The following is a 26,206-nucleotide window of genomic DNA, read 5'->3' on the forward strand; positions in this document are numbered from 1 at the left end:
TCTCATCCGCGCCCTACTCTTTCAACCGAACGAGGTACTGCGATGGCCGTTGGCAAGGTTTCTGACGCCGATTTCGAAGCCGAGGTGCTCAATGCGACCGGCCCGGTAGTGGTCGATTTCTGGGCCGAATGGTGCGGCCCATGCCGCATGATCGCGCCGGCGCTGGACGAGATTTCCGGCGCGATGGGCGACAAGGTCAAGATCGTGAAGCTCAACGTCGACGAGAGCCCGAAGACGGCCTCGAAGTATGGCGTGATGTCGATCCCGACCCTGATGATCTTCAAGGGCGGCGAGATGGCCTCGCGCCAGGTCGGCGCCGCACCGAAGCAGAAGCTGCAGCAGTGGATTACTGCGGCGGTCTGATCCGTTTTCGCTCTGAATTTGTATGACGGTCGGCGAATAGCCGGCCGTCTTGCTTTCAGCGTATCCAGCCCGTCGCCAGCGCCGACGCGAGTTCAGGCTGGCCGTTCTGCCGGGCCAGCGCCGCCATCGCATCGTGATCGTACGGCACATGCCGAAACGTGACGCGCCAGTTGCCTCGGGCCAATTCGAGGATCGCGTAGCGCGCGTCCGGCGTGCCGGCTTCGACGACATGCGGAAATGGATGGATATCGCGGTAGCCGGGCGAGCCAACGCTGCCGGGATTGACGATCAGGCGTCCGTCGCCAAGCCGCACCGCGCGCGCAAGATGGGTATGGCCGCACAGGATCAATGGCTGCGTGATCCCTTTGGCCTCCTGTTCGATCGCCTCCAGCGAGGACATTCGCACGGTACCGTTGGGCAGAACCGTATCCAGCCAGTAGATCTCGTCATGCGCGGGTGTCGCGTGACAGAGAAAGACCTGATCGCGATACACCCGTGTCGGCGGTAGCGCACGCAGCCAATCGAGATGCCTGGACTCGAGCTGCGCATGCGCCGGCCGGTCCCATGACCCCATCTTCTCCGGCGCCTGGTCGATCAGATAGCGGTCGTGATTACCGAGCACGTGTACGGCATCGAGCGCCATCAGGGCGTCCATCGTCCGCCGCGCGTCGAGCGGGCCGCTCGCCATGTCGCCGAGATTGACGATCTCTTCGATGCCTAGCGTGCGGATATCGGCAAGAACCGCTTCCAGCGCCAGATAGTTGCCGTGAACATCCGCAATCGCTGCAAAGCGCATCGTCATTCCAGGCATCTATCGCGGCGGCGTGCCGTTGATGGCCAGAACATGGCCTGCGAGATACAGCGAGCCTGTAATCAGGATGCGCGGCGGCACTTCATAGGCGAGGCGCGACAGCGTCTGCAGCGCGGCTTCGACGCTGGCTGCGATCTCCACGCGCATCCCGAGCGCGCGCGCGGCGTCTGCCAGCCGGTCCGGCGGCATCGCGTTGTCGCGATCCAGTATCGGCACCGCGATGATGTGACGCGTCAATCCCGCGAAATTGGCGAGGAATCCAGCCGCATCCTTGTTGGCCATCATGCCTGCGATGACCACTAGCGGGCGCGACACCCGCTCCTCGAGATCGCCGAGCGCGGCCGCGGCGACCCGCCCGCCCTCGGCATTGTGCCCGCCGTCGAGCCAGACCTCGCAAGCCTTTGGCCCCTGATCGACCAGCGCGCCCGATACCAGGCGCTGCATCCGCGCCGGCCATTCGGCGCTGACGATGCCGGCCTCGAACGCCGCCGCATCGATCCTGAAAACGGACTGTGCACGCAATGTCGCAATCGCGAGCCCTGCATTGTCGAACTGATGCCGCCCGAACAGTTTTGGCGCGGCGAGATCCATCAGGCCGCGATCGTCCTGATAGACCAGCCGCCCGCGCTCGACGCTGACATGCCATTGCTGCCCGGCCGCGTGCAGCGGGGCGCGCATGCGACCCGCCTGCGCCTCGACCACCGCCATGGCCTCGGCAAACTGTTCGGCGCAGATCACGGGCGTGTTGCGCTTGATGATCGCGGCCTTCTCGCCGGCAATCGCGGTGAGCGTGTCGCCGAGGAATTCGGTGTGGTCCATGCTGACCGGCGCGATCACGGTCGCGAGCGGCGCCTCGATCACATTGGTGGAATCCAGCCGTCCGCCGAGCCCGACCTCCAGCAGCACCACGTCGGCCGGATGCTGCGCGAACAGGCAAAAGGCCGCGGCGGTTTCGGCTTCGAAAATGGTGAGGGGATCACCCGCATTGGCGCGCTCGCAATGCTCGAGCACGGCGCCCAACTCGTCGTCGCCAACGAGCCGGCCGCCGCCGGCATGGCCGAGGCGGTAGCATTCGTTGATCCGGACCAGATAGGGCGAGGTGAAGACATGGACGCGCAGGCCCGCGGCCTCGAGGATCGCGCGCAGATAGGCGATCGTCGATCCCTTGCCATTGGTGCCGGCGACGTGAATCACCGGCGGCAGCTTGCGTTCGGGATGGTCGAGCCGGGCCAGCAGCCGATGCATGCGATCGAGGCTGAGATCGATGCGTTTGGGATGCAGCGCCGACAGCCGCGCGATCAATTCGCCGACCGAAGGCTGCGGTTTGGCCGCAGGTGCGTTCACGCGTGGGGTGCTGCCGGCACCGCTTCCGGAGCCTGCACGATCTGGGCCGGATCGATAACCTGCGGTGTGGGCTTCGAGGCGGTTTCCGGCGCCGGCGACTTCATCAGCAAGCGGCAGAGCCGCGCCAGCGTCGGACGCATCTCATGGCGATGCACCACCATGTCGACCATGCCGTGGTCGCGCAGATATTCGGCGCGCTGGAATCCTTCCGGCAATTTCTCGCGAATGGTCTGCTCGATGACGCGCGCGCCGGCAAAGCCGATCAGCGCGCCGGGCTCGGCGATCTGCACATCGCCCAGCATGGCATAGGACGCGGTGACGCCGCCGGTGGTCGGATTGGTCAGCACCACGATGTAGGGCAGCTTCGCCTCGCGCAGCATCTGCACGCCGACGGTGGTGCGCGGCATCTGCATCAGCGACAAAATGCCTTCCTGCATCCGCGCGCCGCCGGACGCGGCGAATACGATGAACGGCGATTTCTTTTCCACCGCGAGCTCCTGCCCGCGCACGATCGCTTCGCCCGCGGCCATGCCGAGCGAGCCGCCCATGAAATCGAAATCCTGCACCGCGACGACGACGCCGGCGCCTTCGAGCTTGCCGTAGCCGACCTTGATGGCGTCGTTCAGGCCGGTTTTTGCGCGGGCATCCTTGATGCGGTCGGCATATTTGCGCTCGTCGCGGAATTTCAGCGGATCGGCGGACACGTCCGGCAGCGCGATGTCGTACCAGGTCTCGTTATCGAAGATCGATTTCAGCCGCGCTGTCGCGCCCATGCGCATGTGGTAGTTCGAGCCGGGAATGACGAACTGATTGGCCTCGACGTCCTTGTAGAACACGAGCTGCCCGGAATCCGGGCACTTGATCCACAAATTCTCCGGCGTTTCGCGGCGCAGGATGTTGCGGATCTTCGGCCGGACGACGTTGGTGAGCCAATTCATGGTTCGCTCCAAAATGCGGTCAAATACGCATCTGTTTTATTTTGACGCGTTTTCTTCATGCGAACCGATGCCCACTTCGCTCGAAAACGCTACGTTTGACTATATGGCGGCCCGGACCGAGCCCGGCAAGCCGCCGACTTTTAGTTAGGCATGATCTTTATGGAAAGCTGGACCCGCTTTTCCGGATCATGCCCAGCCTTCTCCACCGCAATTATGGCTTATTCCGCGGCCTGTTTGGCTCCCCGGACGCCCTGCGCCAGCGAGGATACCAGATCGGCCACGACGGGTACGGTTTTGGCGGTCGCGCGCCCTTCGGCATCGAGGCTGGCGCGCAAGGCATCGACCAGCGCGGTGCCGACCACGGCGCCATTGGCATTTTCGGCGATCGCGCGTGCGGCCTCCGGCGTGCGGATGCCGAAGCCGACGCAGACCGGCAGCTTGGTATGCCGCTTGATGCGCGCGACGGCCTCGCCGACCGCGTTGGAGTCGGCGCTGGCGCTGCCGGTGATGCCGGTGATCGAAACGTAATAGACAAAGCCCGACGTATTCGCGAGCACCGCGGGCAGCCGCTTGTCGTCGGTGGTCGGTGTCGCCAGGCGGATGAAATTGAGCCCGGCCTTCATCGCCGGCAGGCACAATTCGGTGTCCTCCTCCGGCGGCAGATCGACGATGATCAATCCGTCGACGCCGGCGGCCTTCGCATCGACCAGGAACTTGTCGACGCCGTAGATGTAGATCGGATTGTAATAACCCATCAGCACCAGCGGCGTCGCGTTGTCGTCCTTGCGGAAGCCACGCACCATCTCCAGCGTCTTCTTCAACGTCATGCCGGCTTTCAGCGCGCGCAGACCTGCCGCCTGAATCGACGGCCCGTCCGCCATCGGATCGGTGAAGGGCATGCCGATTTCGATAATGTCGGCGCCCGCCTTCGGCAGCGCCTTGACGATGTCGAGCGAGGTCTTTGGATCGGGATCGCCGGCCATCACAAAGGTGACGAAGGCCGAGCGGCCCTGTTTGGCGAGTTCGGCAAAGCGTGCGTCGATACGGGTGGTCATGGTACGGCATTCGCTGTGCTAGAGGAGAGGTGCAGGAAAGAGCGACGTCCGACAGTCACTTCTTCTTGCCCTTCAGGATATCGCCGACCTGCGGCACGTCCTTGTCGCCGCGGCCGGAGAGATTGATCACCATCAGATGATCTTTTGGCCGCTTCGGCGCGAGTTCCATCACCTTGGCGATGGCGTGTGCCGGCTCCAGCGCCGGGATGATGCCTTCGAGGCGCGACAGCAATTGAAACGCCGCCAGCGCTTCATCGTCGGTCGCCGACAGATACGTGACGCGCCCGGTTTCGTGTAGCCAGGAATGCTCCGGTCCGATGCCGGGATAATCCAGCCCCGCCGAAATCGAATGCGCGTCCTGGATTTGGCCGTCATCGTCCATCAGCAAATAGGTGCGGTTGCCGTGCAGCACGCCCGGCCGGCCGCCGGCGATCGAGGCCGCATGCAGTTGCGTCAGCCCATGGCCCGCCGCTTCGACGCCAAAGATCTCGACCGAGGGGTCGTCGAGGAACGGATGAAACAGCCCCATCGCGTTAGAGCCGCCGCCGATGCAGGCCACCAGCGAATCCGGCAGGCGGCCTTCGGCCTCCTGCATCTGCTTGCGGGTTTCGATGCCGATGATCGACTGGAAATCGCGCACCATCATCGGATAGGGATGCGGTCCCGCCACCGTGCCGATGCAGTAGAACGTGTCATGCACATTGGTGACCCAGTCACGCAGCGCGTCGTTCATCGCGTCTTTCAGCGTGCGCGATCCGGACTGCACCGGGATCACCTTGGCACCCAGCATCTCCATGCGAATGACGTTCGGCTGCTGCCGCTCGACATCGACCGCGCCCATATAGACCACGCAGTCGAGCCCGAACCGCGCGCACAGGGTCGCGGTCGCAACACCGTGCTGGCCGGCGCCGGTCTCGGCGATGATGCGCTTCTTGCCCATGCGGCGGGCGACCATGATCTGGCCGAGCACATTGTTGACCTTGTGCGAGCCGGTGTGATTGAGCTCCTCGCGCTTGAAATAGATTTTTGCGCCGCCAAGGTGCCCGGTCAGGCGCTCGGCGAAATACAGCGGCGACGGCCGGCCGACATAGTCCTTCAGGTAACCGTTCATCTCGGCCTGGAACGACGGATCGGCCTTGGCGTCGGCATAGGCCTTTTCCAGGTCGAGGATCAGCGGCATCAGCGTTTCCGCGACGAAACGTCCGCCGAAAATGCCGAAATGCCCGCGCTCGTCGGGACCGCTGCGGAAGGAGTTGGGTAGATTGGGATTCATCTTTGTCCTTCGTCATGGCCGGGCTTGACCCGGCCATCCACGCCTTGCTTGCTGTGAGTTTCAACAGACGTGGATGCCCGGGCATAGGCGAGACTAAGCGACGCCGTCCTTCGGACGGCTACGCCCGGGCATGACGCTGTTGAGCCGTCTGCCGCGATCATCGAGCACCTGCGACCGTGAGTGCCGCATCATGTTCGGTGGCGCGCGCGGCGCGGATAAAGGCGCGGATCATTTCGGGATCCTTGATGCCGGGCGAACGCTCGACGCCGGAGGACACGTCAACGCCGCCGGCGCGGGTGACGCGAACGGCCTCGGCGACATTGTCGGCATTGAGCCCGCCCGAGACCATGAACGGCAGCTTGAGATCGAGCTTTTCCATCACATGCCAGTCGAACACCGCGCCCAGACCGCCGGGACGGGTGGCGCCCTTGGGCGCGCGGGCGTCGAACAGTATCCGGTCGGCGACGGTGGCATAGCCCGGCAGGGCCGCAAGGTCCGCCGCGGTCTCGACGGCAAGCACCTTCATGACCGGCAATCCGAATTTTTGCTTGATGTCGCGCAGCCGCGCGATGGTTTCCTTGCCGTGCAGCTGGAAAATGTCCGGCCGCAGCGTCTCGACGATGTTTTCGAGCGTCGCATCGTCGGCATCGACGGTCAGCGCCACCTTCACCGCGCGGCCTTTGGCCTGCTTGCCCAGTTCGCGCGCCGTCTCGAGGCCGAGATGCCGGGGCGACGGCGGAAAGAACACGAAGCCCACCATGTCCGCGCCGGCCTGCAGCGCGACGTCGAGCGTCTCGCGCGTGGACAGGCCGCAAATTTTGACAAGCAGGGACATGGTCTCTCGGGCGCGGGTTTGAGCCGCCAGAACAGGGTTGGAACGGAGCTGACGGGGCGGGTTCTACAACGTCGCGCCCTGCTTGTCTCGCCCGGCGGCCCCGTAAATACCGCGCTGCGTCAATGCCGGCAGGCGCTGCGGTTCGCCCCGGGAGGCCAGCGAAGCAGCCCGCAAATCGGCGGCTTCCGCCCGCGCCCGGCGAGCGTCGGCCTCGTGCTGGCGCGCGGCGCGGCGCCAGCGGCGCTGGCGGAACCAGGTCGCCGAGCCGCCCGCGGCCACCCCCAGGATGGCCACCGCGATGATCACGACGAACAGCGGCAGCGTCACGGCGACGGTCGGATCGGTGGAATTGAACGGATCGAACGACACCGTCACCCAATGACGGTTGGCGACCGCGAATACGACGAAGATGAGCCCCAGGGGAATGACGACCAGCGCCGTAAGGAATTTTCGCATGACCATCTCTCGTATTGATGGAGATTGGCGGGAAGATGTCCCGCAACACGGCACCCGATCGTCGGACCCCGTAACGCCCTACGCGCCGGCTTCCGGTGAGCCGCTGTCGCGGTTCAGACGCTCGCGCATCTCCTTGCCCGTCTTGAAAAACGGAACGCTCTTCTGGTCGACCGGCACATGCGCGCCGGTGCGCGGATTGCGGCCGGCCCGGGCGGGACGATGTTTCACCGAGAAAGCGCCGAAACCACGCAGTTCGACCCGGTCGCCGCGCGCCAGGGCTGCGACGATTTCATCGAGGATCGCATTCACAATGTTCTCCACATCCCGCTGGTAGAGATGCGGGTTGTGCTCGGCGATGCGCTGAACGAGTTCGGATTTGATCATCGAAACTGGGATCCGGGAGCGTGCGGATATGCATTTCCGTGAAAATGCCTTGAACTGTCAAGACGCTAAATCAAAATTGGGCGACGCGAAAGCACGTGACAAACGCCCCGAAGGGGGTTTGTGACCATACAAGCACAGCGGGAAACCGCGGCAAGGACGCACCCGCGCGGTTCAATTCGGTCCTGCGGGACGCCACAATGCCAGCATTCCGTCGAGTCCAAAGCGATCTACCGCCTGTGCCACGCCGGCCTGCTCGATCTGGCGCGCCACCGAGCCCAGTCCGAGGGCATCCAACGTAATGGAAGCCGCCGTTCGCAGGAAAGTCAGGTCGCCAAAGCGCGGGCTCAGCTTGAAATCGCGCACCGGCAGATCGCTCTTGATCTTCTTCTCCGCGACCAGCCATGCGATCGCGGCTTTCTCATCGCCGAGCTGGTCGATCAGCTTGAGATCGACCGCCTGGCGGCCGGTGAAGACCCGTCCGTCCCCGACCTTTTCGAGCAGCGCGTCGTCCATGCCGCGGCGCTCTTTCACGAGGCCGCGGAACCAGGCGTAGGAATCCTTCACCAGCGCGTCGAGCGCCGCGCGGGCTTCCGGGCTGGTCGGTTCAAAGCCGTTGGGTGCGGCTTTCAGCGGCGAAGACTTCACTTCCTCGACCTTGACGCCGACGGTTTTCAGAAGCTCGGTGAAATTCGGAAACTGGAACAGCACGCCGATCGAACCAACCAGCGAGCTCTGCTGGGCAACGATGTGATCGGCCGCAATCGCCGTGATGTAGCCGCCCGACGCGGCCAGCCCCTCGACGACCACGACCAGCGGCTTCTTGGCTTTGAGGCGCACCAGCGCGTCGTAGAGCTGCTCGGAGCCCGCCGTGGTGCCGCCCGGCGAGTTTATATGCACGATAACCGCCGCAGCCTTCGATTTTTCCAGCCGCTCCAGCGCCGCGACGCGTTCCTGGTCGCTCCGGATCAAGCCCTCGATATTGATGCGTGCAATCGAGCCACCGCCCGTCAGCGAGCCGCGTTCGCCCGTCGCGATCACGCCGACGGCGCCAATCGCGGCAATCGCGACCACCGCGGCGGCCACGCGCCAGAAGGTCAGCTTGCGGCGGATCCTGCGGCGATCGACGATCACATCTGAATCAAGCGACATTGAAATTCTCCTGAAATATCCCGCGCGTTTTGCATCCGCAGCGTCACCAACGCCTTATCCAATTACATCAATTGCGATGCAATATGAAGAAAACAAGGCCCCGGAGGCGCTCTCTCCGTCGTCATGGCCGGGCATAGCCGCCCGAAGGACGGCATCGCTTCCGCTCGCCTATGCCCGGCCATCCACGTCTTTGGCTCGAAGAAGGAAGACGTGGATGCCCGCGACAAGCGCGGGCATGACGAACGAGAGTTCTGTTATCCGGCAACAAAAAAGGGCCCCGGTCGAAACCGGGGCCCGATTGATGGTGACCGAGAAAGCGTAAGCTTACTTGTCGCGGTTCTTGAGCGCGGTGCCGAGAATATCGCCCAGCGTCGCCCCCGAATCGGAGGAGCCGTACTGCGCGATGGCTTCCTTCTCTTCGGCGACTTCCAGCGCCTTGATCGAGACCTGCACCTTGCGGGCCTTCTTGTCGAACTGGATCACACGCGCATCGACCTTCTCGCCGACGGCAAAGCGCTCGGCGCGCTGATCGTTGCGATCGCGGGCCAGTTCGGAGCGCTTGATGAAGGTGGTGAAGTCGGTGCCCGAGATCTTCACCTCGATGCCGGCTTCCTTCACTTCGAGCACTTCGCAGGTCACGACCGCGCCCTTCTTGACGTCGCCAGGCTCGGCGAAGGGGTCGCCTTCGAGCTGCTTGACACCGAGCGAGATGCGCTCCTTCTCGACATCGACGTCGAGCACCACGGCCTTGACCATGTCGCCCTTCTTGAAGTTGTCGATCACCTGCTCGCCCGGAAGCTTCCAGTCGAGGTCGGAGAGATGGACCATGCCGTCGACGTCGCCTTCGAGACCGAGGAACAGGCCGAACTCGGTCTTGTTCTTGACCTCGCCTTCGACGGTCGAGCCGACCGGGAACTTCTCCACGAACACTTCCCAGGGATTGCGCATGGTCTGCTTGAGGCCGAGCGAAATCCGGCGCTTGACCGAATCGACTTCCAGGACCTGCACTTCGACTTCCTGCGAGGTCGAAACGATCTTGCCGGGGTGCATGTTCTTCTTGGTCCACGACATTTCCGAGACGTGGATCAGGCCTTCGATGCCGGGCTCCAGTTCGACGAACGCGCCGTAGTCGGTGATGTTGGTGACGCGGCCGGTGAAGCGCGCGTTCAGCGGGTACTTCGCCTCGATGCCCTGCCACGGATCGTCCAGCAACTGCTTCATGCCGAGCGAGATACGGTGGGTCTCGTGGTTGATCTTGATGATCTTGACCTTCACGGTCTGGCCGATGGTGAGCACCTCGGTCGGGTGATTGACCCGGCGCCAGGCGATATCGGTGACGTGCAACAGGCCGTCGATGCCGCCGAGGTCAACGAACGCACCGTAATCGGTGATGTTCTTGACCACGCCGTCGATCACCTGACCCTCTTCGAGGTTCTGCACCAGCTCCTGGCGCTGCTCGGCGCGGGTCTCTTCGAGAACCGTGCGGCGCGACACCACGATGTTGCCGCGGCGGCGATCCATCTTGAGGATCTGGAACGGCTGCGAGTTGTTCATCAAGGGTGCGACGTCGCGGATCGGACGGATGTCGACCTGCGAACGCGGCAGGAAGGCGACCGCGCCGTCGAGGTCGACGGTGAAGCCGCCCTTGACCTGGTTGAAGATGACGCCGTGGACCTTCTCGTTGTTGTTGAAGGCCTTCTCGAGCTTGCCCCAGCTTTCCTCGCGGCGCGCCTTGTCGCGCGACAGCACGGCTTCGCCGAGCGCATTTTCGATTCTGTCGAGGAACACCTCGACCTCGTCGCCGACCTTGAGGTCGCTCTCGCGGCCGGGTCCTGCGAATTCGCGCAGCGCCACGCGGCCTTCGGTCTTGAGGCCGACATCGATGACGGCCATGTCCTTTTCAATTGCAACTACCTTGCCCTTGATGACGGAGCTTTCCTGCAAATTGCCGCCGGCGAAGGACTCGTCCAGCATCGCAGCGAAATCGTCGCGGGTAGGATTATAAGAAGCAGCAGTCGAAGCCATATGTTCTCCAGATGCGGGTATCGCCGGCTTTTCGGGTTAAAGGGCGTATCGCGCGTGAAGTGTCAGGGTTCCGCAAACCCTGACGACCGCTGTTTGCGATAAGTCGCAAAAGCGGGCCGGCAGCATGCCTGCACGTTCGATACGTTGATTTTATCCGGAGCCTGAAACGAGCGTATCGACTTCAAGAACCTGGAGCGGGCTTTCCTCCAATGACGGCAGGGGGTTCAAACCTCCTGCCGGCCCGCTCGGACAGCCCTGATCTCATCGATGGCGGCCCGGATGGCTCGGGATATAGCGCCCAAGGCCGTTTTCGGCAAGCTGGAAATGCCTGATTTACGGGGCTTTAAGGCTGACGGGGACTGAACGCCGGGACGACAAATCGACGTTTCAACGGGTTGTTGACCGCATTCCGCGAAAGCCGCCACCGATGTCTTTTCCGGAACCTGGTCTTAAGCGGCCCCCCACACAATGGCACCGTTCAATTAAAACAGGGGGAATACCGTCATGAAGAGCTTTATTGTCCTGACCGCCGTCGCCGCTCTGACCATCGGCAGCGCCATTGCCGCGATGCCCGGTGCTGCCGGGTCCATGCGCACCATGTCTGCCGCCCAGCCGGTCGTGACCATGGCCGACCAGGAACTGCCGTTCGACCGCTATTGGTCCAAGAACTAACAAGAACTAAACTGACCTGATCCGAGGCCTCGCGTAGCGTCCTAGCGCGCTGCGCGGACCGCCTCCACGATCGCGATAGCGGCACGCACGCCGGCCTCGATATCGAGGTTTGAATTATCGAGCGTGTGCGCGTCGGGGGCCGGCCTCAACGGCGCCACCGCGCGATTGCGGTCGCGTTCGTCGCGTTTGAGAATATCGGCCAGCACCAGGGCCTCATCGGCCTCTTCGCCGCGGGCGCGGGCTTCCAGCGTCCGGCGGCGGGCCCGCACGTGGGGATCGGCCACCACAAAAATCTTCACATCGGCATGCGGGCAGATCACGGTCCCGATGTCGCGGCCGTCGAGCACCGCGCCCGGCGGATCGGCGGCGAACTGGCGCTGAAAATTCAGCAGCACTTCCCGCACTTTCGGGATCGCCGAAACCACCGAGGCGGCGTCACCCACCGCCTGGGTTTTCAGCGCGGGATTGCCGAACTTTTCCGGATCGAGCTCAAGTGCCGCGGAGACCGCGATCACCTCGTCGGTGAGGTCGGCGCCGGCATCCAGCAGCGCCTTGGCGACGGCGCGGTAGATCAGCCCGGTATCGAGGTGGCGATAGCCGTAATGCTTGGCGAGCCGTTTTCCCAGCGTGCCCTTGCCGGATGCGGCCGGTCCGTCGATGGCGATGATCATGAAAGCCTGTGTCTTAGGTTGATTGGAGACCGCGCGCCCGTCGCAGCGGCCGTTCCTCGGTGAAGATGTTGCGCGACGCGAATTCCCCGGGGCTGCTGAAGGTGAGATATTCGCGCATGGCGGCATTGGCAGGGGAACAGGTATGCCAGGGCTGATCGAGGTAACGAGCCGACTCTCCAACCCAAGGCGGCACGCGCCCCAGCTTACGCTGCTTGGCAAGATATTCAGCAATCGCCCCAACCAGCGCGTCGAGCCTTTTGTCGTAGGTCAAGGCTGGCTCCTCCGCGATCGTCGCATAGCGCGCCTCGGTCGTCCGCGCGAGATCGAACGCATCAACGAATTCAGCCAACGCTACATCTTGCGAAGTGCCCATCCTAATTCTTTCGACGGCCTCGGCTAGCGTGTTTGGGCGCACCGTGTTTTCCCTCCACTCAATGCCGGTCAGCTAGAAAACTCCGCGCCGAGCGAGCGCATCATCGGAATGAAATCCGGAAATGAGGTGGCGATGAAGGCGGTGTCGTCGACCTTGACCGGCTGATAGGACGCGAGCCCCATGACCAGCGCCGACATCGCGATGCGATGGTCCATGTGGGTGGCGACGAGGCCGGCGCCGGGCACGTGACCGCGGCCTTCGACGATCAAATCGTCGCCGGATATCTCGACCTTGACGCCGTTGACGCGCAGCATGTCGGCGGTCGCTTCCAGCCGGTCGGATTCCTTGACGCGCAATTCCTTCAGGCCGCGCATGATGGTGGTGCCTTCGGCAAACGACGCCGCCACCGCCAGCACCAGATATTCGTCGATCATCGAAGGCGCGCGTTCCGGCGGCACCTCGACGCCGCGCAGCTTGGAGGCGCGCACCCGCAGCTGCGCCATCGGCTCGCCCGCATCGCCGCGCAGTTCGCTTTCCTCGATCGAAGCGCCCATCTCGCGCAGGGTCGTGAACAGGCCGGTGCGCAGCGGATTGGTCATGACATCGGAGAACACGATGTCGGAGCCCTCGACGATCAGCGCCGCCACGATCGGGAACGAGGCCGAGGATGGATCCGCGGGCACCACGATTTCAGCCCCATGCAGCTCGGGCTGTCCGGTGAGCGCGATCCGACGACCGTGGCTGCCTTCCGCGGTCGAGACGATCCGGGCGCCGAAATGCTTCAGCATCAGTTCGGTGTGGTCGCGGCTGGCTTCCTGCTCGATCACGGTGGTGACGCCGGGCGCGGCCAATCCCGCCAGCAGCACCGCCGATTTGATCTGCGCCGACGCCACCGGCGTCCGGTAGAGAATCGGCACCGGATCGCGCGCGCCGTGCAGCGTCAGCGGCAGGCGGCCGCCTTCTTTGGCTTCGCCGGCCTTGGCGCCCATCAATTCCAGCGGGTCGAGGATCCGCCGCATCGGCCGGGTGCGCAGCGAAGCATCGCCGTCGAACACCGCGGTAATCGGGCAACCGGCCACCGCCCCCATCACCAGGCGGCATCCGGTGCCGGAATTGCCGAAATCCAGCGCCGCGGCCGGCTCGGCGAAGCCAGCCACGCCCACGCCCTGTACCGTCCAGGCAAACGGGCCGGTCCGATCCACCTTCGCCCCCAGCGCCTGCATGGATTTGGCGGTGTTGAGCACGTCTTCGCCCTCAAGCAGGCCGGAAATCCGGGTTTCGCCGACCGCAAGCGCCCCGAGGATCAGGGCGCGGTGCGAAATCGACTTGTCGCCGGGAACTCGGACTTTCCCGGTCAGGGGGCCGCTAGCGCGGGATTCGAGCGGGGTGGGGGCGGCTGCAAGGTCGTCTGAATGGGTCAAGATTGTGTCCTCTGCGCGGGCGGCAGTATCACATGGGCCACACGGCGTCACGCGGTCAGCAAATGCCTGCAAAGCGCTATTGACAGCAGCCCCTCAACTAGCCAAGTGAAGCACCGTTTTTCAGAAATCCCCAGGATTGCACACGTGGCCAAATCCGATCTCGGAACCAAACGTATTTGCCCGACGACGGGTAAGAAATTCTACGACTTGAACAAGAGTCCAGTGATCTCGCCCTACACCGGCGAAGTGGTGCCGATTGCGCCGATCGCGCCGCCGCGGGCCGCCCGTGGCGATGCCGCGCGCGCCGCCGCCGCATCGGCCGCCACCGCCGCCGATGTGCCGGAGCCCGCCGAGGCCGAGGAATTGGTCTCGCTGGAAGAGGCCGATGCCGAGGAGAACACCGGCAAGGTCAAGGCCGCCGTTCCCGAATCGGAAGACGATATCGAGATCGACGAGACCATCGAAGACGATGACGACGATGATTCCACCTTCATCCCCGACGAGGAAGAAGGCGACGAGGACGTCACCGATATCATTGGCGACGTCGGCGGCGACGAAGAGACTTGAGATCAGCCCTGAACTGTGTTCAGGGTTTTTCCCCGCGCGCCGCCCAAGGTGCCGCGGGTTAGGTTAAGGGGCCATAGCTCAGCTGGGAGAGCGCTTGCATGGCATGCAAGAGGTCGGCGGTTCGATCCCGCCTGGCTCCACCACGCTTCGCCCTTCGGGCTACGCGTGGCGCAGCTACGAGTTGCCTGAAGGACGAAGCGTGGTGCCCGGCGTAGCCCAAAGGGCGAAGACGGGCTGGGGACGCAGGCACATTCCATCTAGCATCTAGGCTCACCCGTCCGTGAGCGCCTATGTGGTACGTCTACATCCTTCGCAGCATCAATTTTCCCGAACAGGAATACGTCGGCGCGACCGCAGATTTAAAACGGCGGCTGCCGGAGCATAATGCTGGCAAGTCCACCCACACCGCCAAGTTCAAACCTTGGCAATTGGTCTGGTACTGTGCCTTTCCCGACAAATACAAAGCGCTGGAATTCGAACGGTATCTCAAATCCCCCTCCGGCCGGGCATTCGCGAAAAAACGCCTCTGACGGCTGCCCCACCCCCTACTCCCCCAACACCGCATTCAGCCGGTCGCGCAGCGCGAGGATCTCGTTCTTCATCGCCGACAGCTCGCCGATCGAGCACGCCGAGGCGGCGAGGATCGACTGCGGCACGCTCCGGGCTTTTTCCCGAAGCGCCTGACCCTGCGACGTCAGCGCGATCAGCACCTGCCGCTCATCCTCGGTGCTGCGCGTGCGCTTGATGAGATCGGCCGCCTCCAGCCGCTTCAGCAGCGGCGTCAGCGTGCCGGAATCCAGAAGCAGCCGTTCGCCGATATCCTTGACCGGCACGTCGTCGCGTTCCCACAGCACCAGCATGACCAGATATTGCGGATAGGTCAGGCCGAGCCGGTCAAGCAATGGCTTGTAGACGCGGTTGAACGCGTGCGCGGTGGAATAGATCGCGAAGCAGATTTGATTGTCCAGCCGCAGCATCTGGTCCGCCGCCTGCTTCCTAGCCATTTTGCAACCTCGCCAGCGAATAGAACTCGGGTCCATACTGGGACGGCTCGCGCCGGCATTCAATTGCGAACAATTAAATGTGAGCCCAGATAATATATATTGTACACAATTGAATTGCGTGCAATATAATAATCATCGAAACCGCAACAAGGGAGATCACCATGTCCGTCAATGTGCTCTACAAGACCAGCGCCAAAGCCACCGGAGGCCGCGATGGCCATGCCGCCACGCTCGACGGCGCCCTGGACGTCAAGCTCACCACCCCGAAGGAACTCGGTGGCGGCGGCGGCGCCGGCAATAATCCCGAGCAGCTGTTCGCTGCCGGTTATGCCGCCTGCTTCATTGGCGCGATGAAGTTCGTGGCTTCCCAGGGCGGCCCGAAGGTGCCCGCGGATGCGTCGGTGACTTCCACGGTGGGCATCGGCCCGCGTGCGGCCGGCGGCTTCGGCCTGACGGTCGACCTTGCGGTCGCCCTGCCCGGCGTTCCGCGCGCCGAAGCGGAGGCCCTGGTCGAGAAGGCCCATCAGGTATGCCCCTATTCCAACGCCACCCGCGGCAACGTGGATGTCCAGCTGACCGTTGTGTAACGAGTTCGCCGAATGGTCCGCCGAGAAATCGGCGGGCCTTTCGCGACGTGGAATTTGGCCGGCGCGCCCCGATGGCAACCCCGGCATACGCCTACGTGCGCCAAGCCATTGCTGCCGCGCCTGAAGACCGCTAGCTCAGGAATTCTACGTGAATCCTACCTGAGCGAAGGTTGTTTCCATGAATGCCCAAGCCGCTCCCGGCGCGATGACCGGACTGCGCGTGATCGATCTGACGCGCGTGCTCGGCGGCCCCTATTGCACGCAAATCCTGGCCGACCATGGCGCCGACGTGATCAAGGTCGAACCGCCCGCCGGCGACGAGGTGCGCGACTGGGGACCTCCGTTCCACGACGAGGACGCCGCTTATTTCGTCGGCATCAACCGCAACAAGCGCTCAATCGGACTCGACCTCGCCGCCGAAGGCGGGCGCGCGGTGTTGATGAAGATGCTGGAGAGCGCCGACGTCCTGATCGAGAATTTCAAGCCGGGCATGCTCGACAAATGGGGCATCGGCAACGACGTGCTGCGCGAGAAATTTCCAAAGCTCGTGCATTGCCGGATTTCCGGCTTCGGCGGCGACGGCCCGCGCGGCGGCAATCCCGGCTATGACGCGATCATCCAGGCCATGACCGGCATGATCGCCGCGACCGGCTCGCCCGAAAGCGGCCCGATGCGGATCGGCGTCCCCCTGGTGGATATTTCAACCGGGCTTTATGCGGCGATCGGCATTTTGATGGCGCTGTCGGAGCGGCAGCGATCCGGTCTCGGTCAGTTTCTCGAGACGACGCTGTACGAGACCGGCCTTGCCATCATGCATCCGCACACCGCGAATTATTTCATGCATGGCAGGCCGCCCCGCCTCACCGGCAATGAGCATCCCAATCTCGTGCCGTACGCGATCTTCCCGACCCGCACCGACGATATCTTCATCGGCGTTGGCAATGACGGCACCTTCCGCAAGCTCGCCAGGGAGATCGGCAAGCCCGAACTTGGCACCGACCCGCGCTTTGCCCGCAACAAGGACCGCATCGCCAACCGCGACGCGCTGCGCGCCGAGCTTGCCGCCGTGTTCAGCCAGCACGACGCCGAACCGCTCTGCGATCGCCTGCTCGCCGCGGGCCTGCCGGCAGGTCCGGTGCAGAAGATCGACCAGGCGCTCACCAATCCCCACACCGTCCATCGCGGCGATGTCATCGAGAAGGATTGGTACAAGGGCGTCGCCTCCCCGATCCGCCTCGAGCGGACCAAACCCAGCCTGCGCCGCACGCCGCCGAAGTTTTCGGAGCACTCGGCCGAGGTCCTGGGAGAGTTCGGATACTCGAAGGGCGAGATCGACGCCCTGGTGGCCAAAGGCGTGGTCAGCGGGCCCGAGCGGAAGCGCTGAGCCGCGATACCGGCTCCCGGATGCGGGTGCAGCGTCGCTCGACGGTGCACCGCAAATGCGCGGCGCGTTGCATCCGATAGCACCCTCAGCCTATTTTCCGGCTTCCCTTGGCCTGTGCTTTCCCAATAGCATCCTTTCGCCTATACGGTCATTTGCACGTCATCCGCCGCTGTTATCGCGCGAAACGAAGATGACGGCCCAACCTGGAGGAATTTTATGGCTCTTCGACAACTCGGCGCTGCTGCGGCAGTCGCGGCAACGCTCGCGCTCGCAACGCCTGCCCACGCTGTGACCGAGATCCAGTGGTGGCACGCGATGACCGGCCCGAACAACGACGTCGTGGTCAAGCTCGCCAATGATTTCAATGCCTCGCAGAACGACTACAAAATCGTCCCGAGCTTCAAGGGCAGTTACGCCGACGTCCTGAATGCCGGGATCGCGGCGTTTCGGGCCGGCAATGCGCCCGGCATCATGCAGGTGTTCGAGGTCGGCACGGCGACCATGATGGCAGCCAAGGGCGCCGTCAAACCGGTTTCCGAACTGATGAAGGAGCAGGGCGAAAGCTTCGATCCCAAATCCTATCTGCCGGCGATCACCGGTTACTACTCGACCTCGAAGGGCGACATGCTGTCGTTTCCGTTCAATTCGTCGAGCATGGTGATGTGGATCAATCTCGACGCGCTGAAGAAGGCCGATATCGCCGAGCCGCCGAAGACCTGGCCGGAGGTGTTCGCCGACGCCAGGAAGTTGCACACGACCAACCCGACCTGCGGCTTCTCCTCGTCCTGGATTACCTGGGGCCTGATCGAACAATTTTCGGCCTGGCATAACGTGCCGATCGGCAGCAAGGGCAACGGGCTGGACGGTTTCGACACCGTGCTCGCCTTCAACACCCCGCTGCAGACCAAGCTGCTCGAGGGCCTTGTCGATCTGCAGAAGGACAAGAGCTACGACTATTCGGGACGCACCAACACCGGCGAAGGGCGTTTTACGTCGGGTGAATGTCCGATGTACATGACCTCCTCGGCATTTTATCCGAACGTCAAGGCGAACGCCAAGTTCACCTATACTGCGGTCCCGATGCCGTACTTCCCCGACGTCAACGGCGCTCCGCAGAATTCCATCATCGGCGGCGCTTCGCTGTGGGTGATGGGCGGCAAGACGCCGGAGGAATACAAGGGAATTGCAAAATTCTTCACCTTCCTGTCGGACACCGATCGCCAAGTCTATCTGCACGAGGTGTCGGGCTATCTGCCGATCACCAAGGCGGCCTACGACAAGACCAAGACCTCGGGCTTCTACGACAAGAATCCGATCCTGGAAGTCCCGCTGAAGGAATTGACCAACAGGCCGCCGACCGAAAATTCGCGTGGCCTGCGCTTCGGCGGCATGGTGCAGATGCGTGATGTCTGGTCCGAGGAGATCGAGGCAGCTCTCGCCGGCAAGAAGTCGGCGAAGGAGGCCCTCGACGCCGCGGTGTCGCGCGGCAACGCGATGCTCCGCCAGTTTGAGCGCACCGCCGCCAAGTAACGGCGACGAGGATCGTGGCCGGGGTCGACCCCGGCCGCGATCCGTTCAGCGAGGCATCATGGAAAACCGGGCGATCTTTTCAGGCAAGCTGCTGCCCTATCTTCTGATCCTGCCGCAGCTCGCGGTTTCGCTGATCTTTTTCTACTGGCCGGCGCTGCAGGCCCTGCAACAGTCGTTTCTGGTGCAGGACGCCTTCGGGCTTTCCACCGAGTTCGTCTGGTTCGAAAACTATATCAATCTGCTGCAAACGCCCGAGTACTATCACGCGATCGGCGTCACCTTTGTCTTTTCGGCGCTGGTGGCATTCTTCTCGCTGACGATCGGTCTCCTGCTCGCGGTGATGGCGAACCGCAACATACGGGGCGTCCAGATCTATCGCACCTTTCTCATCGTCCCCTACGCGGTGGCGCCGGCGGTTGCCAGCGTGCTCTTCATCTTCATGTTCCAGCCCGGCCTCGGCATGATTGCGCGCGCGCTGCAGCGCAACGGCATCGACTGGAATCCGGTGCTCAACGGCACCCACGCGATGATCCTCGTTGTCGTCGTCGCGGTCTGGAATCAGATCAGCTACAATTTTCTGTTCTTTCTCGCGGGCCTGCAGGCCATCCCCAAGAGCGTGATCGAGGCGGCCGCGATCGACGGCGCCAAGCCGATGCGGCGGTTCTGGACCATCATCTTCCCGCTGCTGTCGCCAACGACGTTCTTCCTGATCATCGTCAACATCACCTATGTCTTCTTCAACACGCTCGGCATCATCGACACCGCGACCGGCGGCGGCCCCAACGGCGCCACGCAAACGCTGGTCTATAAGGTGTTTCAGGATGGCAAGGTCGGGACCGACCTCGGCGGCTCGGCGGCGCAGTCGGTTATCCTGATGGTGATCGTGGTCGCGCTGACCGCATTTCAGTTTCGCTACGTCGAAAAGAAAGTTCATTACTGATCGCCATGGTCGAGCATCGCCGATTTGGAAACCTGCTGCCTCATCTGGTCCTTCTGGCCGGCGTCGCGATCGTCGCCTTTCCGGTCTATCTCGCCGTCATCGCCTCCACCCACGACAACACGGTGATCGCCAACGGCCAGATGCCGCTCTATCCGGGCTCGCACGCGATCGAGACCTACTGGAACACCATCGTGTCCGGCACTGGAAAGACCACGCGCGCGCCGGTCGGCGGCATGATGCTGAACAGCCTGGTCATGGCGCTCGGAATCGCTGCGGGGAAGATCGCGATCTCGATCATCTCGGCCTACGCGATCGTGTTCTTCTCGTTCCCGTTCCGGATGACGGCGTTCTGGACCATCTTCATCACGCTGATGCTACCGGTCGAGGTGCGCATCTTTCCGACCTACAAGATCACCAGCGACCTGCACATGCTGGATTCCTATGCCGGGTTGATCCTGCCGTTGATCGCCTCGGCCACCGCGACGCTGTTGTTTCGCCAGTTTTTCATGACGGTGCCGAAGGAACTGGTCGAAGCCTCGAAAATCGACGGCGCCGGACCGATCCGGTTTTTCTGGGATACGTTGCTGCCGCTTTCGGTGACCAACATCGCAGCACTGTTCGTCATCCTCTTCATCTACGGCTGGAATCAGTATCTCTGGCCACTCTTGATTACGACCCGCGACGACATGCAGACCATCGTCATCGGCATCAAGAAGATTATCGACGTGCATGACGCACTGACCGAGTGGCAAGTGGCGATGGCGACCGCCGTGCTTGCGATGCTGCCGCCGGTCGCGGTCGTCGTGCTGATGCAACGCCTCTTCGTCAAGGGCCTGATCGAGACGGAAAAGTGAAATGGCGAACGTAACCCTCCGCAACGTCCGCAAGGCCTACCCCAACGGATTCGAGGCCATCAAAGGCGTCGATGTCGACGTCGCCGACGGCCAATTCTGCGTGCTGGTCGGCCCCTCCGGCTGCGGCAAGTCCACGCTGTTGCGCATGGTGGCGGGGCTGGAGACCATTTCGAGCGGCGAGATCGACATCGGCGGACGAATCGTCAACCAGGTCGAGCCGGCCGAACGCGACATCGCGATGGTGTTCCAGAATTACGCGCTCTATCCGCATATGAGCGTCTACAACAACATGGCCTATGGCCTGCGCAACCGCCGCATGCCGCAGCCGGAAATCGACACCCGCGTTCAGGAAGCCGCGCGAATTCTCGAACTCGGCGCGATGCTGGACCGCAGGCCGGGGCAGCTTTCCGGCGGCCAGCGCCAGCGCGTCGCGATGGGCCGCGCCATCGTGCGGCAGCCAAAGGTGTTCCTGTTCGACGAACCGCTGTCGAATCTCGACGCCAAGCTGCGCATCGCGATGCGGGTGGAAATCCGGAAATTGCAGCGCCGGCTCTCGACGACGTCGATCTACGTCACCCACGACCAGCTCGAGGCGATGACGCTGGCCGACATCCTCGTGGTCATGAATGGCGGCCAGGTCGAGCAGATCGGCAATCCGCTCGACATCTACCAGAAGCCCGCGACCACCTTCGTCGCCTCCTTCATCGGCGCCCCGCCGATGAACCTGATGCAGCTAAGCGCCGATGAACTCAAATCGCAATTGGCCGGCGACAGCCGTATCAACGAAGCCGGCATTCTGGGAATCCGGCCCGAGGACTTCGTCGTCTCGAACGAAACCGTCGCCGGCGGCGTCGCGCTTGGCCTCACTGTCGAGGCGATCGAGCGCGTCGGCGCCGAAACCTTCATCTACGGCACCCGCGAGCGCGACGTGCAGGGCGTCGCCGCCAACCCCGGCGAATTGCCGCCCGGCGAGGTGCTGGTGCGGATCCCCGGCGCCATCGGCCCCGCCATCGGCGAGCGGATCAGGGCGGTCGCGGCGCCGGACAAGCTGCATCTATTTACCGCCGATGGCCGCAAACGGATCGGCCCGTGACCGTCGTTCCGGGGCGTGCGAAGCACGAACCTCAGATGCGCAACTAGCGCATTGGAGAACCTCAAGATTCTCAGGTGCGCAATTGCGCACCTAGTTCGCGTCTTCGACGCGCCCCGGAATGACCTTTTTGGTCATTTTGTCGCGGTTCTACAGAGGCTTGAACCCTATCCGAATCGACCCCATATTCCCTTGTGACCGGACGGCGGACCGTCATCCAGTCGAATGGGGTGCCGTAAGGGCCCCTCAAAGTCGCTTCGAGAGGACTTTGTAATGTCTCGTGTTCCTTCGTTATCAAGTCCGTTCCTGCTGGGATTCGACGAAATCGAGCGTGCGCTCGATCGCGTCGTCAAAGGCGCCGACGGTTATCCGCCCTACAATATCGAGCGGTGCGACCGTAACAACGGCCAGCCCGAACGCTTACGCATCACGCTGGCGGTGGCGGGATTTACCCGCGACCAACTCGATGTAACGATTGAGGAAAACCAGCTCGTGATCCGGGGCCGCCAGCAGGACGACAAGGCCCGGCAATACATCCATCGCGGCATCGCCGCGCGCCACTTCCAGCGCACCTTCGTGCTGGCGGAGGGGATGCAGGTGCTGGGCGCGGATCTGAAAAACGGGCTGTTGTCGATCGACCTTGCCAGGCCGGAACCTGAAAGGGTCGTTAAGACAATTGCTATCAATGAACATGAATAATGGAACGAGGAGCGGACTCGACCGCTTAGTCTGACAGAGGAGTCGAGACCATGAGTGAAGTGAGTACGACGTTCGAACCCGAAAGCGTCACGATCGAGGCGCTGGCCCATCTGGGCGAGGGTCATATCGCCTATGTAAAGCAAGTCCGTTCCGAAGACGTGCCGGGACTGTTTCCCCAGGCGCCGAAGATCGCGCCGGGACTGAAGCTTTTCGCGCTGCATGCCGCCGACGGTACGCCGATCATGCTGACCGACAGCCGCGAAGCGGCGGTCGCGAACGCATGGAGCAACGAGCTGCAGGCCGTCAGCGTTCACTGACCTGGGCTTGCCGGTGTCACTGACTGTAGCCGTTCGCGGCTGACAGTGCGCTACATCAGAATTCGAGGCGCGCGGGCGTCTGTGACCGGCTTGGCCGGATACAGACGCCCGTATTGTCTTGGAGCCGCGTCACGCACGTGCGTGCATTCTTATTTGCCAACCGAGTTCATGTAGGCCCGGTCTTCTGCCGGAAGCCCGTCCAGCCAGGCTTTCTCATCGCCCGGCTCGGGAAGGATATGGCCGTATTCGGCCATCTGCCTGGCCGGAATTTCAGTCACGTAAACCCACACCAGACGCTTCGTAAGTCCCGAGAGATCGGCGATCGCGGTCACCATTTCGGTCACGAGCCGCTGGCGGTCGGGAACGCTGCGGCCGGCACGAATGAACCCGTGAACGAAGATCTGCTCCGATGAGAGCGGCGCGCCGCCCATGAAGTGGTTGCCTTTGGCAACATCGGTGTAGATCACCTGCGCAAAGAACGAGGCCGCGCCGGTCACCGCATTATGGATGCGCGTGATTTCGGCGGCGATCGCCGATTTCTTGGCTGCGTCGAGCAGGCCGGCAGGCGACGTGCAGTGATATGTCGGCATTTTGGTCTCCCTGGCATGGATGGTTCGTTGACGGCACGCATATACGGGTATATACCCGTAATATGAATGATGATCCCTGTCTATGCACGTCCTTGCGGCAGGCGGCGCTGGCGGCGACACAGATCTATGATGAGGCACTTGAGCCGTCAGGTCTGAAGATCACGATGTTCCGCCTGCTGCGCCGGATATCGGAAGCGGGGCAGCCGACGATCAGCGAGCTGGCGCGCATCGTCGATCTCGATCGGAGCACGCTCGGCCGAAATCTGAAAGTGCTCGAACGCTCCGGCCATGTGCAGCTGTCCGGGGGACAGGATGAGCGCAGCAAGTTCGTCAGCTTGACCCCAAAGGGCAGGACGAGGTTTGAAAAGGCGCTTCCGCTTTGGGCGAAAGCGCAGCAGACGATGCAGGCGCGGCTCGGAGATGAAAAAGCGGCCGTTTACGCGATTCAGTCGAAGCTAAACCGGAAGGCAGCACAGGTTTGAGCTTGCACAGCCTTAAGGCGCCTTCAACCCAGCCGATCGATCGAAAGGTCCACCATGCCTCTGGTAAGAATAGATATCGGCAATACCGCGACACCGGAATTGGCCCAGTTAATCGGCGAAGTCGTTTACGCCGCGATGATCGAAATTGCCAAAGTGCCGCAACACGACAAATTCCAGATCATCACCCGTCACGCCGCCGAGCAGCTGATCTACCCATCCGAAGGCTATCTTGGAATCGACTACACGCCGGGCATCATTTTTATCCAGGTTTTCTGGGTCACGGGACGAAGCACGGACGTGAAAAAGGCGTTTTACCGCAAGATCGCCGACGATCTTCACGCGCGAACGGGCGTGCGGAAGCAGGACGTGTTCATCAATTTGATCGATTCGGCGCGGGAGGATTGGTCATTTGGCAATGGCGAAATGCAGTACGCACCAACCTAGAAAGTTGAACGGCTACGCCGCTGGACGGGTCACATGACTGACGGTGAGCTTCAATCCATCACAGGCGTGGACGCATCACCGACCGCGCCGCTCGGCAAGACGCTGCTCGTCCTCAACAACGCCCATGCGCAGGAATTGTCCTGGCTGGAGCCGGAGCGGCTCCAGCATCTCGTCAAACAGGCATTCCTCGCGCGACGAATTGGCAATCTGGATGCGTTCATCCTCGCCCTTGACCAGGATGCCCAATACGACAGTCCTAATTTCCTCTGGTTTCGCGCGCGGTATCCGCGCTTCGTTTACGTGGACCGGGTCGCGGTCGCATCATCCGCACGCGGGCGCGGCTGCGCGCGCCGGCTCTATCACGATCTGCTCGAACATGCGGTGCGGGCAGGACACGAACGTATCGTCTGCGAAGTCAACACGCGCCCTCCGAACCCGGAATCGGACGCATTTCATGCAGCGTTAGGATTTGTCGAGGTCGGTAGCGCGAGTGTCTATGGCGGCAGCAGAACGGTCCGTTACCTGTCGCATTCGCTGGCCGCGCCAGCGTTTAGCTAACGCTGCACATCGAGACCGTCGGGTGTTGTCTACGCCGCACTCGCCGGCGGCAAGGCCAGCACCGAATAGATCGCCTGGGCATCGCGCGAGGCGCGCAGCTTCTTGGCGACGTCCTGGTCGCGCAGCAGTCGCGCGATCCGCGCCAGTGCCTTCAAATGATCGGCGCCCGCGCCTTCCGGCGCCAGCAGCAGGAACACGAGATCGACCGGCTGACCGTCCATCGCCTCGAAATCGATCGGGCGTTCGAGACGGGCGAAAAACCCGAACAGCTTTTCCAGTTTGGGCAGCTTGCCGTGGGGGATGGCGACGCCATAGCCGACGGCCGTGGTTCCAAGCTTCTCCCGCTGCAGCAGCACCTCGAAAATCGAGCGCTCGTTCTGCCCGGTCAAGGTGGCGGCCCGGGCGCTAAGTTCCTGCAACGCCTGCTTCTTGCTGATGACCTTCAACGCCGGGAGGATCGCCTCGGGTGCGACCAGATCGGTAATCGTCATTGGGCGTTCCGAGGTGAATTGAACCGTCAGGGTGCGAGATAGGTTTTAGTACGGCGGCGTCAAGAAGATGAGACGGCAGGCGGGCTTAGGCCCGGGGTCCCGATTTGGGGGCTTCTACTCCAACGCATGACCGGTGCCAACTCCCGAGAGCCCGTTTCCGGGCCCTATCCTTAAGGGGCGGCGGACCATAGGGAGGGGTTTTTCGGGCGTCAATGCTTGCAGGCATATATGTCAGGGGGTAACCGCCGGGGGGTCGACCCAGCCGACATTGCCGTCGGTGCGCCGGTAAATGATGTTCACCCGGCCGCTCGAGCCGTGCTGGAACACGAGGCAGGCGGCCCCGGTCAGATCCAGCTCCATGACCGCCTCGCTGACCGAAAGCCGTTTCAGCGACGTGATCGCCTCCGCAATGATGACGGGGCTGTACGCGGTGACCTCGTCGTCGCCTTCGCCTGGCGCCTCGATGACATAGCTCGGTGCGTCGAGCACCGGTGCGCCCATCCCGGCCAACGCCGCGGTAGCCTCCACATAGGTCTTGCGGGCCGAGCGATCCTTCAGGCGGCTCTTGTAGCGGCGCAGGCGCTTTTCGATCATCAACAGCGCCTGGTCGGCGCTGGCATAGGCGTCGGTGGCGTTGGAATCGGCCTCGAGCGTGATTCCGGAATCCAGGTGCAGCGAGCAATCGGTCCGGAAACCGAAGCCATCCTTACTCAGCGTGATATGGCCGGAATAATTGCCATCGAAATATTTGCGCAGCACCTCATCGGTGCGTTCGCTGACGCGCGAGCGAAGCGCCTCGCCCACGCTGATGCTTTTTCCCGAGATTCGAAGGGTCATTTGGTGCCTCGATTGCTTTGATGCCTCGACCACTCTGGAAGGGAACCGACACTATCGCGCGA

The 26,206-nt window shown here is 62.9% G+C and carries 32 protein-coding genes and 1 tRNA gene; 16 read left to right on the forward strand and 17 right to left on the reverse strand.

The annotated features are described in order from the left end of the window. The first annotated feature begins 42 nt into the window (after positions 1 to 42). The gene (trxA, locus tag V1289_RS20025; protein WP_027538091.1) at positions 43 to 363 is read left to right on the forward strand and encodes a thioredoxin; all 321 of its coding nucleotides are present in this window, start codon (positions 43 to 45) and stop codon (positions 361 to 363) included. Between the two features lie 55 nt (positions 364 to 418). On the opposite strand, the gene V1289_RS20030 is transcribed toward trxA, so the two are convergent. The 10 genes from V1289_RS20030 to rpsA all read right to left on the reverse strand — a co-directional run bounded on the left by V1289_RS20030 (position 419) and on the right by rpsA (position 10,633). Further along, positions 419 to 1,159: a metallophosphoesterase family protein gene (locus V1289_RS20030; RefSeq protein WP_334407565.1), complete on the reverse strand. Its 741-nt coding sequence runs from the start codon at positions 1,157 to 1,159 to the stop codon at positions 419 to 421. A gap of 15 nt (positions 1,160 to 1,174) precedes the next feature. After that, the gene (locus tag V1289_RS20035; protein ID WP_334398488.1) at positions 1,175 to 2,518 is read right to left on the reverse strand and encodes a bifunctional folylpolyglutamate synthase/dihydrofolate synthase; all 1,344 of its coding nucleotides are present in this window, start codon (positions 2,516 to 2,518) and stop codon (positions 1,175 to 1,177) included. After that, complete coding sequence (gene accD / locus V1289_RS20040; RefSeq protein ID WP_334398489.1) at positions 2,515 to 3,456, reverse strand: acetyl-CoA carboxylase, carboxyltransferase subunit beta; 942 nt, start codon at positions 3,454 to 3,456, stop codon at positions 2,515 to 2,517. The genes V1289_RS20035 and accD overlap by 4 nt, the downstream gene beginning before the upstream one ends. Before the next feature lie 218 nt (positions 3,457 to 3,674). Beyond that, entirely contained in the window at positions 3,675 to 4,511 is an 837-nt protein-coding gene (gene trpA, locus V1289_RS20045; RefSeq protein WP_334398490.1) for a tryptophan synthase subunit alpha, read from the reverse strand. A gap of 55 nt (positions 4,512 to 4,566) precedes the next feature. After that, entirely contained in the window at positions 4,567 to 5,784 is a 1,218-nt protein-coding gene (gene trpB / locus V1289_RS20050) for a tryptophan synthase subunit beta (protein WP_334398491.1), read from the reverse strand. A 157-nt stretch (positions 5,785 to 5,941) separates the two neighbouring features. Next, positions 5,942 to 6,619 carry a phosphoribosylanthranilate isomerase gene (locus V1289_RS20055; protein ID WP_334398492.1) on the reverse strand — a complete coding sequence of 226 codons (678 nt, stop codon included), beginning with the start codon at positions 6,617 to 6,619 and terminating at the stop codon, positions 5,942 to 5,944. A gap of 63 nt (positions 6,620 to 6,682) precedes the next feature. Further along, positions 6,683 to 7,075 (reverse strand): lipopolysaccharide assembly protein LapA domain-containing protein, encoded by a 393-nt coding sequence (locus V1289_RS20060; protein ID WP_334398493.1) that lies wholly within the window; start codon positions 7,073 to 7,075, stop codon positions 6,683 to 6,685. Positions 7,076 to 7,153: 78 nt separating this feature from the next. After that, entirely contained in the window at positions 7,154 to 7,459 is a 306-nt protein-coding gene (locus V1289_RS20065; protein ID WP_334398494.1) for an integration host factor subunit beta, read from the reverse strand. Positions 7,460 to 7,630: 171 nt separating this feature from the next. After that, complete coding sequence (gene sppA, locus V1289_RS20070) at positions 7,631 to 8,608, reverse strand: signal peptide peptidase SppA (protein ID WP_334398495.1); 978 nt, start codon at positions 8,606 to 8,608, stop codon at positions 7,631 to 7,633. Between the two features lie 324 nt (positions 8,609 to 8,932). Further along, positions 8,933 to 10,633 (reverse strand): 30S ribosomal protein S1, encoded by a 1,701-nt coding sequence (gene rpsA, locus V1289_RS20075; protein ID WP_074272187.1) that lies wholly within the window; start codon positions 10,631 to 10,633, stop codon positions 8,933 to 8,935. Between the two features lie 504 nt (positions 10,634 to 11,137). Between rpsA and V1289_RS20080 the strand changes: the two genes are divergently transcribed. Then, positions 11,138 to 11,305, forward strand: coding sequence for a hypothetical protein (locus V1289_RS20080; RefSeq protein ID WP_334398496.1), 168 nt, complete (start codon positions 11,138 to 11,140; stop codon positions 11,303 to 11,305). A gap of 41 nt (positions 11,306 to 11,346) precedes the next feature. Here V1289_RS20080 and cmk read toward each other — a convergent pair whose 3' ends face one another. The 3 genes from cmk to aroA all read right to left on the reverse strand — a co-directional run bounded on the left by cmk (position 11,347) and on the right by aroA (position 13,770). Then, positions 11,347 to 11,976 (reverse strand): (d)CMP kinase, encoded by a 630-nt coding sequence (cmk, locus tag V1289_RS20085; protein WP_334398498.1) that lies wholly within the window; start codon positions 11,974 to 11,976, stop codon positions 11,347 to 11,349. A 13-nt stretch (positions 11,977 to 11,989) separates the two neighbouring features. After that, the gene (locus V1289_RS20090) at positions 11,990 to 12,325 is read right to left on the reverse strand and encodes a hypothetical protein (RefSeq protein WP_334398499.1); all 336 of its coding nucleotides are present in this window, start codon (positions 12,323 to 12,325) and stop codon (positions 11,990 to 11,992) included. Positions 12,326 to 12,417: 92 nt separating this feature from the next. Beyond that, positions 12,418 to 13,770 (reverse strand): 3-phosphoshikimate 1-carboxyvinyltransferase, encoded by a 1,353-nt coding sequence (gene aroA / locus V1289_RS20095; RefSeq protein ID WP_334398500.1) that lies wholly within the window; start codon positions 13,768 to 13,770, stop codon positions 12,418 to 12,420. 144 nt (positions 13,771 to 13,914) lie between these two features. Here aroA and V1289_RS20100 point away from each other — a divergent pair, with 144 nt between their 5' ends. From V1289_RS20100 to V1289_RS20110, 3 genes are all read left to right on the forward strand, one after another. Continuing rightward, positions 13,915 to 14,337, forward strand: a complete 423-nt coding sequence (locus V1289_RS20100; protein ID WP_309180816.1) for a TIGR02300 family protein — start codon at positions 13,915 to 13,917, stop codon at positions 14,335 to 14,337. Positions 14,338 to 14,404: 67 nt separating this feature from the next. Further along, positions 14,405 to 14,480, forward strand: a tRNA-Ala gene (locus tag V1289_RS20105). Positions 14,481 to 14,627: 147 nt separating this feature from the next. Continuing rightward, complete coding sequence (locus V1289_RS20110) at positions 14,628 to 14,867, forward strand: GIY-YIG nuclease family protein (protein ID WP_334398501.1); 240 nt, start codon at positions 14,628 to 14,630, stop codon at positions 14,865 to 14,867. Positions 14,868 to 14,882: 15 nt separating this feature from the next. Here V1289_RS20110 and V1289_RS20115 read toward each other — a convergent pair whose 3' ends face one another. Continuing rightward, positions 14,883 to 15,341, reverse strand: coding sequence for a MarR family winged helix-turn-helix transcriptional regulator (locus V1289_RS20115; RefSeq protein ID WP_309180818.1), 459 nt, complete (start codon positions 15,339 to 15,341; stop codon positions 14,883 to 14,885). 161 nt (positions 15,342 to 15,502) lie between these two features. Between V1289_RS20115 and V1289_RS20120 the strand changes: the two genes are divergently transcribed. The 8 genes from V1289_RS20120 to V1289_RS20155 all read left to right on the forward strand — a co-directional run bounded on the left by V1289_RS20120 (position 15,503) and on the right by V1289_RS20155 (position 22,742). Further along, a complete protein-coding gene (locus tag V1289_RS20120) occupies positions 15,503 to 15,928 on the forward strand; it encodes an organic hydroperoxide resistance protein (RefSeq protein ID WP_334398502.1) in 426 nt (141 codons plus the stop codon). A 178-nt stretch (positions 15,929 to 16,106) separates the two neighbouring features. Beyond that, on the forward strand, positions 16,107 to 17,312 hold the full coding sequence (locus tag V1289_RS20125; protein ID WP_334398503.1) for a CaiB/BaiF CoA transferase family protein: 1,206 nt from the start codon (positions 16,107 to 16,109) through the stop codon (positions 17,310 to 17,312). Positions 17,313 to 17,528: 216 nt separating this feature from the next. Next, a complete protein-coding gene (gene ugpB / locus V1289_RS20130) occupies positions 17,529 to 18,842 on the forward strand; it encodes a sn-glycerol-3-phosphate ABC transporter substrate-binding protein UgpB (protein WP_334398504.1) in 1,314 nt (437 codons plus the stop codon). Positions 18,843 to 18,900: 58 nt separating this feature from the next. After that, positions 18,901 to 19,782 (forward strand): sn-glycerol-3-phosphate ABC transporter permease UgpA, encoded by an 882-nt coding sequence (gene ugpA / locus V1289_RS20135; RefSeq protein ID WP_334398505.1) that lies wholly within the window; start codon positions 18,901 to 18,903, stop codon positions 19,780 to 19,782. Positions 19,783 to 19,787: 5 nt separating this feature from the next. Then, the gene (gene ugpE, locus V1289_RS20140) at positions 19,788 to 20,636 is read left to right on the forward strand and encodes a sn-glycerol-3-phosphate ABC transporter permease UgpE (RefSeq protein ID WP_334398506.1); all 849 of its coding nucleotides are present in this window, start codon (positions 19,788 to 19,790) and stop codon (positions 20,634 to 20,636) included. Position 20,637: 1 nt separating this feature from the next. Then, on the forward strand, positions 20,638 to 21,729 hold the full coding sequence (locus V1289_RS20145) for a sn-glycerol-3-phosphate import ATP-binding protein UgpC (protein WP_334398507.1): 1,092 nt from the start codon (positions 20,638 to 20,640) through the stop codon (positions 21,727 to 21,729). A gap of 270 nt (positions 21,730 to 21,999) precedes the next feature. Next, positions 22,000 to 22,425 (forward strand): Hsp20 family protein, encoded by a 426-nt coding sequence (locus tag V1289_RS20150; protein WP_309180825.1) that lies wholly within the window; start codon positions 22,000 to 22,002, stop codon positions 22,423 to 22,425. Between the two features lie 50 nt (positions 22,426 to 22,475). Beyond that, the gene (locus V1289_RS20155; protein ID WP_074272175.1) at positions 22,476 to 22,742 is read left to right on the forward strand and encodes a DUF1150 family protein; all 267 of its coding nucleotides are present in this window, start codon (positions 22,476 to 22,478) and stop codon (positions 22,740 to 22,742) included. A gap of 149 nt (positions 22,743 to 22,891) precedes the next feature. Here V1289_RS20155 and V1289_RS20160 read toward each other — a convergent pair whose 3' ends face one another. Further along, positions 22,892 to 23,332 carry a tautomerase family protein gene (locus tag V1289_RS20160; RefSeq protein ID WP_334398508.1) on the reverse strand — a complete coding sequence of 147 codons (441 nt, stop codon included), beginning with the start codon at positions 23,330 to 23,332 and terminating at the stop codon, positions 22,892 to 22,894. A gap of 92 nt (positions 23,333 to 23,424) precedes the next feature. Between V1289_RS20160 and V1289_RS20165 the strand changes: the two genes are divergently transcribed. From V1289_RS20165 to V1289_RS20175, 3 genes are read left to right on the forward strand one after another with little or no spacing between them, the layout of a single operon-like run. Then, entirely contained in the window at positions 23,425 to 23,814 is a 390-nt protein-coding gene (locus V1289_RS20165) for a MarR family winged helix-turn-helix transcriptional regulator (RefSeq protein ID WP_334398509.1), read from the forward strand. A 54-nt stretch (positions 23,815 to 23,868) separates the two neighbouring features. Further along, complete coding sequence (locus V1289_RS20170) at positions 23,869 to 24,258, forward strand: tautomerase family protein (protein ID WP_334398510.1); 390 nt, start codon at positions 23,869 to 23,871, stop codon at positions 24,256 to 24,258. A 33-nt stretch (positions 24,259 to 24,291) separates the two neighbouring features. Continuing rightward, positions 24,292 to 24,816, forward strand: coding sequence for a GNAT family N-acetyltransferase (locus tag V1289_RS20175; RefSeq protein WP_334398511.1), 525 nt, complete (start codon positions 24,292 to 24,294; stop codon positions 24,814 to 24,816). A gap of 29 nt (positions 24,817 to 24,845) precedes the next feature. Here V1289_RS20175 and ptsN read toward each other — a convergent pair whose 3' ends face one another. Then, positions 24,846 to 25,307, reverse strand: a complete 462-nt coding sequence (ptsN, locus tag V1289_RS20180) for a PTS IIA-like nitrogen regulatory protein PtsN (RefSeq protein ID WP_074272170.1) — start codon at positions 25,305 to 25,307, stop codon at positions 24,846 to 24,848. A gap of 231 nt (positions 25,308 to 25,538) precedes the next feature. Then, positions 25,539 to 26,144, reverse strand: coding sequence for a ribosome hibernation-promoting factor, HPF/YfiA family (hpf, locus tag V1289_RS20185; RefSeq protein WP_334398513.1), 606 nt, complete (start codon positions 26,142 to 26,144; stop codon positions 25,539 to 25,541). Positions 26,145 to 26,206: the final 62 nt, after the last annotated feature.

Origin of the sequence: Bradyrhizobium sp. AZCC 2289 (assembly GCF_036924615.1) — a bacterium.
Taxonomy (GTDB): domain Bacteria; phylum Pseudomonadota; class Alphaproteobacteria; order Rhizobiales; family Xanthobacteraceae; genus Bradyrhizobium.

Bases quoted from the DNA above. Each gene is read 5' to 3' on its own strand.
- trxA (WP_027538091.1), top strand. From the start codon at position 43: ATGGCCGTTGGCAAGGTTTCTGACGCCGATTTCGAAGCCGAGGTGCTC.
- V1289_RS20030 (WP_334407565.1), bottom strand. From the start codon at position 1,159: ATGCGCTTTGCAGCGATTGCGGATGTTCACGGCAACTATCTGGCGCTG.
- accD (WP_334398489.1), bottom strand. From the start codon at position 3,456: ATGAATTGGCTCACCAACGTCGTCCGGCCGAAGATCCGCAACATCCTG.
- trpA (WP_334398490.1), bottom strand. From the start codon at position 4,511: ATGACCACCCGTATCGACGCACGCTTTGCCGAACTCGCCAAACAGGGC.
- trpB (WP_334398491.1), bottom strand. From the start codon at position 5,784: ATGAATCCCAATCTACCCAACTCCTTCCGCAGCGGTCCCGACGAGCGC.
- V1289_RS20055 (WP_334398492.1), bottom strand. From the start codon at position 6,619: ATGTCCCTGCTTGTCAAAATTTGCGGCCTGTCCACGCGCGAGACGCTC.
- V1289_RS20060 (WP_334398493.1), bottom strand. From the start codon at position 7,075: ATGCGAAAATTCCTTACGGCGCTGGTCGTCATTCCCCTGGGGCTCATC.
- V1289_RS20065 (WP_334398494.1), bottom strand. From the start codon at position 7,459: ATGATCAAATCCGAACTCGTTCAGCGCATCGCCGAGCACAACCCGCAT.
- sppA (WP_334398495.1), bottom strand. From the start codon at position 8,608: ATGTCGCTTGATTCAGATGTGATCGTCGATCGCCGCAGGATCCGCCGC.
- rpsA (WP_074272187.1), bottom strand. From the start codon at position 10,633: ATGGCTTCGACTGCTGCTTCTTATAATCCTACCCGCGACGATTTCGCT.
- V1289_RS20080 (WP_334398496.1), top strand. From the start codon at position 11,138: ATGAAGAGCTTTATTGTCCTGACCGCCGTCGCCGCTCTGACCATCGGC.
- cmk (WP_334398498.1), bottom strand. From the start codon at position 11,976: ATGATCATCGCCATCGACGGACCGGCCGCATCCGGCAAGGGCACGCTG.
- V1289_RS20110 (WP_334398501.1), top strand. From the start codon at position 14,628: ATGTGGTACGTCTACATCCTTCGCAGCATCAATTTTCCCGAACAGGAA.
- V1289_RS20115 (WP_309180818.1), bottom strand. From the start codon at position 15,341: ATGGCTAGGAAGCAGGCGGCGGACCAGATGCTGCGGCTGGACAATCAA.
- V1289_RS20120 (WP_334398502.1), top strand. From the start codon at position 15,503: ATGTCCGTCAATGTGCTCTACAAGACCAGCGCCAAAGCCACCGGAGGC.
- V1289_RS20125 (WP_334398503.1), top strand. From the start codon at position 16,107: ATGAATGCCCAAGCCGCTCCCGGCGCGATGACCGGACTGCGCGTGATC.
- ugpB (WP_334398504.1), top strand. From the start codon at position 17,529: ATGGCTCTTCGACAACTCGGCGCTGCTGCGGCAGTCGCGGCAACGCTC.
- ugpA (WP_334398505.1), top strand. From the start codon at position 18,901: ATGGAAAACCGGGCGATCTTTTCAGGCAAGCTGCTGCCCTATCTTCTG.
- ugpE (WP_334398506.1), top strand. From the start codon at position 19,788: ATGGTCGAGCATCGCCGATTTGGAAACCTGCTGCCTCATCTGGTCCTT.
- V1289_RS20145 (WP_334398507.1), top strand. From the start codon at position 20,638: ATGGCGAACGTAACCCTCCGCAACGTCCGCAAGGCCTACCCCAACGGA.
- V1289_RS20150 (WP_309180825.1), top strand. From the start codon at position 22,000: ATGTCTCGTGTTCCTTCGTTATCAAGTCCGTTCCTGCTGGGATTCGAC.
- V1289_RS20155 (WP_074272175.1), top strand. From the start codon at position 22,476: ATGAGTGAAGTGAGTACGACGTTCGAACCCGAAAGCGTCACGATCGAG.
- V1289_RS20160 (WP_334398508.1), bottom strand. From the start codon at position 23,332: ATGCCGACATATCACTGCACGTCGCCTGCCGGCCTGCTCGACGCAGCC.
- V1289_RS20170 (WP_334398510.1), top strand. From the start codon at position 23,869: ATGCCTCTGGTAAGAATAGATATCGGCAATACCGCGACACCGGAATTG.
- V1289_RS20175 (WP_334398511.1), top strand. From the start codon at position 24,292: ATGACTGACGGTGAGCTTCAATCCATCACAGGCGTGGACGCATCACCG.
- ptsN (WP_074272170.1), bottom strand. From the start codon at position 25,307: ATGACGATTACCGATCTGGTCGCACCCGAGGCGATCCTCCCGGCGTTG.
- hpf (WP_334398513.1), bottom strand. From the start codon at position 26,144: ATGACCCTTCGAATCTCGGGAAAAAGCATCAGCGTGGGCGAGGCGCTT.